Below are 9,166 nucleotides of genomic sequence, written 5' to 3'. Positions count from 1 at the left end.
ACCGATCTTTATTAAACCAATTTTTTTGTTTTTGTTGAAAAGAAAACCCTTTTGTATTTTATTGCTCTCTTTTAAAATGCTAAAACTCATGTTAGGGATTGTAATGGCATCCTTTTTATGCTTAAAATTAACGAAATTATTTTTGATAGCTTACAACTATGTGCTCTTAAATAGTGAACTTTAAATTAACAACGCATAAAAAGATATAATGGAAAGCCCGACCGCGCTTTTTGGCGCGGGAACACCTAAAATTAATCCTTATTCTTTTTTGATCGTTTGTAGCTTCTCTTATTTTTCATCTTGGCAAACATGAGTTTGTACTATTTCACTGGTTCGTACTATTATTCATATATCATTTTCTAATCTAAAAGATCTGTTCCGTTTTCTTTTTCACCACATACACTCTCGCATCTAAATTTAACACGACACTATTTTCTACACCATTAGCATCAACTTAACCCGTTAGTATTTGTTTATGCACATTACTCTTTAAATTGACGTTAGACTTTCCTTGATGCAAAGCTGCAATTGTTTGGGCATATCTACTTGTCTTATAGATGCCGAAGTTTTTTAAAGCTATGATGCTTGCACTTAAGGATTTAGTGTACATATAAAAACGCTCATTCCGTCTAAAACTTCTTATAGAGAAACTATATACAGACTATTGAGCTCATCGATACCAATTAAGGTGTTTTTTTCTCTTTACTAAACCTAGATTTTTACATCGCTTGATAATTTTAGTGCTTGTATAAAATTGTAATCTCTATACTTGCACCCACTCTTAAACTACCAGCTATTAATATCTCTATAATTTTTACAAATGGTAAGGTTTTACTTGGTAATTTTCACCTTGACTATTGCTAACTAAACGTGTAAGAACATTTATTCTGTTTTTTTTATTATTTAAAGGCACTTTAATAGTCTTTCTTTGCAATCATTAAATGCCGAAGCTCTTTTTTATTTAGTACAAATTGGCTAGCAAAACTACTTTTATAACCATTAGATCTTTGTAACTTTAGGTTCTTCGTAAAAATATCAACAGAACGAACCTCAAAAAAGACAAGACTTTAAAAAACATACCATACTTATAGTTGAAAGTTAGGAAACTTTTTACAAATAGTATTGATACTCTTGTGCAAAAGTTAAGAAACTTTTTTTAAAAGTATTGTGGTTTTAGTACACCTAAATTTTCCGGCTATTGAAATAAATTAGTTCTATCTTTTATGATAGGTATTCATTATAGCCAAATTAGTAAGAAAACTAACAACAAGTAATAGTAGGCGTTAAATTATACGTCCTTAAACCCGTTTTGAACCCTAGATTTCTTTTAGCTTTGCTATACTTATAGATAAAAGGCAAAAAACTGTCATAATCTAATAGCTATAAATAACACTTTTTACCTATGGCACATGAGTCGTGCGTAAATAAGCTGAAGTTAATAGGTTAAAAGAAAACATTGTAGAGTTGGAATTTGTAAAAGAATACCAAAAAAACACTACTGCAAGGATTTACTTCGTTAAAATAAATTGAACCACTTGGCTCTAGACTAATTAAGAAAGTAAGTATGAGGTTTAAGAATTCTTTGCTTTCTTTTTGTTTTAAAAGTAGCTGTATTGAAAAAAAAGATAAGCCTACGGATTAAGTTTTGTATCTAAAGATTTCTCTCCAAGTTTTAAGTTCACACTTGTAAAATTTAATTAGTGTTTCTTTTATGAAGTCAGAATAATTTTTCATTTAATTATTTTAATGTTGTCATTACCAAAAACGAATTCTAATATACTTTCTATGGCTAATTCTGATATCGAAATACAACCCATTCATGGATAATAAGTTAATTTTATAAAGAAATTTGTCTAACATAATAATTATTTATTGATTACAATACATCTCTTTAAGCAATTTAAAAATAGCTAGATTAACAGAAAAAAATATGCCTATGATATCGTTGCTTTCTTATCCGCTTTTTCAGTTAGAATTTTATCAATTTAGCGATCTCGCCCTTTTCTATTTTTAAGTTCTTACTTCGTTTGATATTTTTTTAGTTTAGATATTAATTTAACATTTAAACAAACCAAAATAACGACTTACTGCAAGTTAATCATTTTATTTATATTTTTTTTAAAATTTAAAATAAATAAGTTTGTGTTTCATGGCGTCAACAATGAACATGTACCTTTTCATTTAATACTTATGAAGGTACATATAATCAAGAAAAGGATTGTTTAATAGTGAGCAGTGTATGGATACTTAACAAATATATAATGGAGAGGTAAATTGCAACGAATTTAGTGAGTTAGAGGAAAAATACAGTGCGCATATTGATAAAGAAACTATAGGAATTATGGGTATATTTAAAACGAAGCAAGAAGCTGAATCAGCAATAAAAGAAAACATCAAAATTCTTAAGTTAAAAAAATAAATACGGAAAATTGAGAGAGCTTTATCAAAAAAAAAAGATAAAGGTTTGTACTTTAATGATATAGGTTGCTCAAAACATGATATTTCTAGAACAATAATCTCTTATTGAATACAAAAATACAGTACTTTTTTGCAACAAAATTAAGATACAAACAATTTAGATGAGCTTAAAAATTAAAGGATCGCAATAAAGAGTTGAAGTTTGTAAAGAACTTATAGCAAGACATTATTCTGGATATAAAACACATTACTGAAACCTATTTATCAACGAATTCAAAACTATAAACCTTATTAAAAAGAGATAGAATTAAAAAAAAACAACATTTTTAAAAAATAGCTCTTTTGGGGTCATATACTCTTTTGTTGCGCTTCATGTGAAAACAAGATTTTACAAACCAAGTTTATCAATTATATCTTGTACTTGCTGTTCTGTATTTCTTAATTTATCTTGACAAAATTTTGATAAAGCAGCTGCTCTTGCAACTACTTTTTCTAACTTGTCAATACTTATTTCGTCATTTCTTAAATTCTCTAGAATTGATTCAAGTTCTTTTGAGGCTTCCTCATAAGTTAATTTTGAAATAGACTTATTTTCCATTATTTGTCTTGTTTTACGTATTTAGTTATAATGACTGAATTTTTAAATTCTAATTTAATTATTGTGCCTTCTGTTAATTGTTCTCCTTTATAAGGATTTCCGTTTACACGAGGTATTGTAAAACCCTTTTTAATAATTGCTTTTGGACTATTTGATGCGATAACTATTAGAGCATTGGTTAAATATGCCTTTTTATTGTGAATCACATACTCAACTAATAAGCCAAGCATTTCAAGTTGTTTTTTTATAAGCCTTTCCTGATTATTAATAGTTCTTTTACTTTGCTGTAACTGTTTTTGATTAATCAATGAAAGGTTGTTTTTTTCTTCATTAATTATATTTTTAACGCTTGAAATTAAACGATTCATAAGAGTATGTAAAAAACCTCTTCTTAATTGAGTAAAACTATTTGAAGCATTCGTAATACCTTCACTATTTAATATCAATTCACTAAATTTTCTCTCTAATAAATTCTGGTATCTTTCATAAATCAAGTCATAAGCTCTCAATATATTCTGTTCAAAAATATATGATTTATTTACAATGTAATTTGATACTTCTGTAGGTGTTTTAAAAGCTTGATTAGCAGTAAAATCTATTACTGTAATGTCTGTTTCATGGCCAATGCCTGAAAACACAGCACTTTGCATTTTGCTTACTTGTTTAGAAATTTTATAAGAATTAAAAACATCTAAATCCATTTTAGAGCCACCACCTCTAATAATTACGACACAATCGTACTTTTGTTTATTAATAGTTTTAAGCCTTTTAAGAATTTCTGATTCAGCACCATTGCCTTGCACAGCAGAAGAAAATATTTCTAAATTATATTTATACCCATATGGGTTGTCTTGAATATTCTTAATAAAATCTTGATAACCCGAAGTGTTTTCTGAAGCTACTACCGCAATATTTGATATTACTAATGGTACTTTAATTTGCTTATTCAAGGCAATAAGTCCCTCTTTTTTTAGTCTGTACAGCGTTTCTTGTCTTTTCTTTTCGATTTGACCAACCGCAAACTCTAAATTTATGTCTGTAATTAAAAGACTTAACCCATGAGCGGCATCAAATTGAATATTTGTATAGCATAAGATTTCATTACCCTTTTTAAGAACATTACTGAAATCCTGACCTAATACTTCCCGAATTTGAGCAACATTTTGATTCCAAATGATTGCTTTACATTTTGCAACAGTTTTGCCATTTATATTTTCTGCTAATTCAAGATACGTATGCCCTGACCTGTGAAAATTAATGCTTGTAATTTCTACCTTGAGCCAAAAATATTTACCCGCTATCGTATCATCTATAATTATTTTTACACGATTAAGTATTTTTGATAAGGAATAGTATGTTGGTAGCGTAGACAAATTATCTATATCTATTTTAAAAGCTGATTTAAATGATTCTGCAAAGATAGAATAGAATTACGCCTTAAAACAATACAATTCATACCAATAATTTTTATGTAGGCTTCCGAAAAACAAAGGAACTTTAAAGTAAACGAAAAATATTTTTTTGTTTTGAAATGCGTTAAAATATATTAATCTTCTGCAGCCTTATACCCTTTATAAAAACCAATAAAAAAATCAACAATCCATTTTAGTGATAAAAATGTAAACCATAACATAGTAATTGAAATATACCATAAAAATTTAAAAAGATTTATAATTAGGCTGATTGCTAAAAAGATTAATTGAAGTGCAGCTGCGTTTTTACCTCTTACTTGCACACCGCCTACTTTAAAGCTTGAATAATTAGGCTTCAGTATATTATAAGAACCTCTTTTATTTTTGATAGAAGTACTAACACCCCCTTTTGAAATATTGAAATTAAAAGGACCACTATTGTATCTACCAATGAATTGAAAGTTACCACGCTGAAAACCCATTCTAGCTCCTTTAAATAGTCTTTTATGAAGCCTAAGACCGTGGTTGGTATTTAGGGTTGCACTGTATCCATCTTTTGAAACTGTTTTTGTGGCAGAAACTCCTCCTGTTCTGGAAACTCGAACATTCTTCTCACGATATTCTATTCTTTTTTTTGGTGCTATGTTATTTTCTGACATTGAATAATGATTGATTTTAGCAATTTTTAATTGAAAAGCTTAAAAGCAAGCTTTCAAATAAAAATGTATCTAAAAGTAAAACTATTTCTAAAGAAAATTTAATTATGAAGGAAATATGATGAATTTTACGATTAACAATCTTGCACCTATAATCTATAAATTATCTTGTGAATTTAGAAAGGTTGGCTACTTTAGAATAAAACAACTACCTCTATTCTTTTATTTAATTTCATTATCTTGCTGTAACATTTCTATCGTTTTTAAACATTCTTTACAATCATAAAATTTAATTAGTATTTCTCTAAAAACCTTCTCTTTCGTTTGAATTGCTGCAAATAACGTCATCGAAGATTTTAATTTTAATGCGTCTGTCCATCCGAATATGTCTTTTGAATTTCTGTTTTCAACTTTTAACAATTCATTTGAAATTTCAAGAAGTCTTTTTCCTAAAATAGGATGCTTCAAATACGTTATCGCTTCTTGTTTGCTTTTAATTGCATAAAAAATTGCAGTTGAACTTCTGCCTAAACCCTTTAGTTGTGGAAAAACATACCACATCCAATGATTCATTTTTTTACCTTTTTTAATTTCAAATAAAGCTATTAAATGATTATTTCTCTGTGCTTTTACAAATCTTTCTAAATCATAATTATCAATCATATTTCAATAGTATCTTTAATTATAGCTCTTTTTTTAGTTCTCTTATCTATTTATTACAAAGATAACCTACCTCTTTTACTTTAAATTATTTTCTAATAGAGAAAAGTAGTTGATCTTCTGCAATTATAATCCGTATTCACCATCCCTTACTATATTGAAATATATAGGAACTCTTTCTATAAACATATCCACTCTCAAAAACACTTCCTTCGATTTGTTGGAAGGTTCTGGTGTAATTTTTTTTTAATTTCCACAGAATCTTATTGAGAATAATTTAGCACGCATAGTGAACTTTATTTTGTAGGATGTTCTAAACTCTTTTTATCTGATGTTATCTTTTTTGTATAAAATCCCGAATCATTGACCACTCCTTTTTCCATTTTCCCAAACTGATCATTTGGATAGAGCCACTTATTTTTAGCAGATATTTTAAGTTGAACTTCCTTTTTATTTTTAGGATTAATTACATTATTATTATTGTTGTTATTAGCTGTTTCAGCCCTAATAAACTTTTCTTTGTTATTTTTTTTAAGTTGCACTACCTTTTTATTTTCACTGGTTCTTTTTCGTAAAAAATAAAATAACATTAGGAAAAGTATGCTACCAAATGTAAAATAAAACTTATTCATTCTTCTCTAATTGATGTACATTATAATAATTATTTTTTAAACTAAAAGATAAATTAATATCTTTTAAAAAGCAAACCTAGTTCCTATTAATCATCCATAAAACTTTTATATTCTATTTCTGGCAACTAATTTTACGTTGGTTTTTTCGCCATTTAAAAGCTCAATTCTCCACTACCTAAATAGCAGTAAATTTTTGCTACAACTTCTAGAAGTTTCAATTCTGTAGCTCTTAAGTTGATGTTTATTTTCACATCTTGCTCCGGTTCACAAGTATTTATTAGATCACATTTACACGGGATAAAGGCTAGTTAAAATCTTTTAACCCTTGTTTTAATGGAACTTGCTTTCTGACATCTACTAATTCAGCTGGAGAGCCTACTGAATGGTTAAGAGTCTTAATCCTTGTTTTAATGGAACTTGCTTTCTGACTTACCTATCTTAATTGTTATAGTTTTTCAAATCGTGTCTTAATCCTTGTTTTAAAAGAACTCTTTAAAGAGTTCTGGGACCTTAAAGATAAACAAGAAGCTGAAGGATATCTTGTTTTTTGGACGATTTAGTAGAAGAAAGCGAGATTCTTCCATTCCAAAAAGCAGTAAGAACTATAAAATCTCATTGGATAGGAATCATTAATTATTTTGAAAGTAAGATTAGTAACGGAATACTAGAAGGACTAAACTCTAAAATTCAACTCGCTAAAAAAAGAGCAAGAGGATATAGAAATACAACAAATTTTATCAATATAGTTTACTTTATTTGCGGTAAGATCAAATTTGAGCAACCATTGTATTTGACATAGAACCAAAAAATTATAAATTAGGCCATTACTTATCCGAAAGTAATTTTATAATTTGTAGGCTTCGCTAAATATACAAGCACATTAATAATAATTTAAAATCTGTACTTTACTGCTTATAAAATATTTTCTACAGCTTATTAAGACTATTTTCACCTACTTTCTGCAAATATAGATGACTTATTTCCTTGTCAGAATAACTGTATATACTATTAAGATTTATACGTTTATGAATATTTCTCCAAAGAGCTTAAATATCAATAGGCATACATTTAGAAAGGAGATAAGAACACTTCAACATAAGGTAAATTTAAATAAATTTATTCCTATATTTTTATTTTTTATAGACACCACAAGCTACTTTAGTACAATACCTTACACTTACTAGTTGTGCTTTTGTATACAATAAAATAGGGGTTGCTGTAATTTAGTCAACCCCCTTTTTTTTGAAAAACTAAATTTCCAAACTAGATTTGAAAACCTTAATTAACACTGACCTCCTTTTGTTTTTAAAAAAAATAATGTGAGAAAGTAGTTAGTTATTAATCTGAAATCTAAACTTAATGAAGCTTAAAATAGTACTCCTCTTATCAATCTGCACTTTTTACTCCTTTTCAGTTCTGTATTCACAACAAATTTTGGTGTCTGGGACTGTAATATCTTCAGATGATAAATATCCCATAGCTGGTGCCACTGTTTTTATTCAAGGTAAAGATACTGGTACAATGACAGATTTTGATGGAGTTTACCAAATTTCTGTAATTACTGGAGATAAAATAACCTTTAGTTATTTGGGGTTTGACTCCCAGACGATTACTATTACTAATCAAAATAAGATAGATATTACACTAATTGTTAATACAGCTTTGTTAGACGAAATAGTGGTAATTGGTTATGGGTCTCAACGTAAAAAAGAAGTGACAGGAGCTGTATCGGTATTAGACAGTAAAACCATTGAAAGGCTTAACCCAACGAGGGTTGAACAGGCTTTACAGGGTCAGGTTTCAGGAGTTAATGTTACTTCGGGATCAGGTTCACCTGGTAGTGAAATGAATATTAGAATTAGAGGAGTTTCTACAAATGGAGATAATAGACCGTTAATTCTAGTTGATGGAAACCCTATTGAAGATTTATCAGTGATTAATCCAAATGATATTAAAAGTATAAATATATTAAAAGATGCAACTGCGGGTATTTATGGTGTGCGTGCAGCAAATGGTGTTATTTTGATTGTAACTAAATCAGGAAGAAAAAACGCTGAATTAAAACTAAACCTAGATACTTTCTATGGTTTTCAACAAACTAGTAAGAAATTAAATTTATTTGATTTTAGAGCGTATCCAGCTTATATAAATGAATCTTATGATAATGCTTTATCTCACCCACTTTTTTCAGCAGGAGGAGAAGACCCTATGTTTGTATCAATCCCCAAGACAGGAACAGACTGGCAAAATGAGGTGTTTGATTTAGCCCCAATTCTCAGTTTGAGTTTAGGGGCTACTGGAGGCACTAAAAAATCCGCATACTCATTTGGCGTCTCTTATTTAGATCAAGATGGGGTTGTAGGATTGGATAAATCTAAATACAATAGACTTACAGCAAGAGCTACTTTTGATTATGATGTTACAGAAAAGTTAAAAATTAATACAACTATATTATACACATTATCCAATAAAAATTATTTGCAGGAAGGGAATGTAGGTTCTGTATTGTACAATGCAATTAATATAGCTCCTAACCAACTTGTTTATGATAGTACTATTCAGGGTGGTTACACGCAAGCAGATGGAATGGGGAATGAAATTTCAAACCCAATTGCTCAGCTTGCTAATAGTTTTGATAAAGGACAAACAAATAAAATAAGTCCTCAGGGCAGAATCATACTTTTTTTGTGTTTAAATTATTTATTTAATTGATTTACAGTTGTTTAAGTTGTTAATTATTCGTATATTATGCTGATAATCAATAATTTAACTAAATGGAATCATCGAGTA

7 protein-coding genes are annotated in these 9,166 nt (G+C 28.6%); 2 read left to right on the top strand and 5 right to left on the bottom strand.

The features are described 5' to 3' along the window. Positions 1–2,806: 2,806 nt before the first annotated feature. From xseB to ES044_RS17425, 5 genes are all read right to left on the bottom strand, one after another. Positions 2,807–3,016: an exodeoxyribonuclease VII small subunit gene (xseB, locus tag ES044_RS17445; RefSeq protein WP_147120603.1), complete on the bottom strand. Its 210-nt coding sequence runs from the start codon at positions 3,014–3,016 to the stop codon at positions 2,807–2,809. Then, positions 3,016–4,389, bottom strand: coding sequence for an exodeoxyribonuclease VII large subunit (gene xseA / locus ES044_RS17440; protein ID WP_147120602.1), 1,374 nt, complete (start codon positions 4,387–4,389; stop codon positions 3,016–3,018). The genes xseB and xseA overlap by 1 nt, the downstream gene beginning before the upstream one ends. Before the next feature lie 173 nt (positions 4,390–4,562). Beyond that, positions 4,563–5,087 (bottom strand): hypothetical protein, encoded by a 525-nt coding sequence (locus ES044_RS17435; RefSeq protein ID WP_147120601.1) that lies wholly within the window; start codon positions 5,085–5,087, stop codon positions 4,563–4,565. 219 nt (positions 5,088–5,306) lie between these two features. Next, positions 5,307–5,747: a DUF1810 domain-containing protein gene (locus ES044_RS17430; RefSeq protein WP_147120600.1), complete on the bottom strand. Its 441-nt coding sequence runs from the start codon at positions 5,745–5,747 to the stop codon at positions 5,307–5,309. Between the two features lie 293 nt (positions 5,748–6,040). Further along, a complete protein-coding gene (locus ES044_RS17425; protein ID WP_147120599.1) occupies positions 6,041–6,376 on the bottom strand; it encodes a hypothetical protein in 336 nt (111 codons plus the stop codon). 535 nt (positions 6,377–6,911) lie between these two features. On the opposite strand from ES044_RS17425, the gene ES044_RS17420 reads away from it, so the two are divergent. Both ES044_RS17420 and ES044_RS17415 read left to right on the top strand, forming a co-directional pair. Beyond that, the gene (locus ES044_RS17420; protein WP_147120604.1) at positions 6,912–7,175 is read left to right on the top strand and encodes a transposase; all 264 of its coding nucleotides are present in this window, start codon (positions 6,912–6,914) and stop codon (positions 7,173–7,175) included. Positions 7,176–7,813: 638 nt separating this feature from the next. After that, the gene (locus tag ES044_RS17415) at positions 7,814–9,088 is read left to right on the top strand and encodes a TonB-dependent receptor plug domain-containing protein (RefSeq protein ID WP_189663342.1); all 1,275 of its coding nucleotides are present in this window, start codon (positions 7,814–7,816) and stop codon (positions 9,086–9,088) included. The last annotated feature ends 78 nt before the right edge of the window (positions 9,089–9,166 follow it).

Source organism: Polaribacter sp. IC066, from assembly GCF_007997085.1.
Lineage (GTDB): Bacteria > Bacteroidota > Bacteroidia > Flavobacteriales > Flavobacteriaceae > Polaribacter.
Note: the sequence above shows the minus strand (reverse complement) of the source record. Positions and strands in the feature narration are given on the sequence as shown.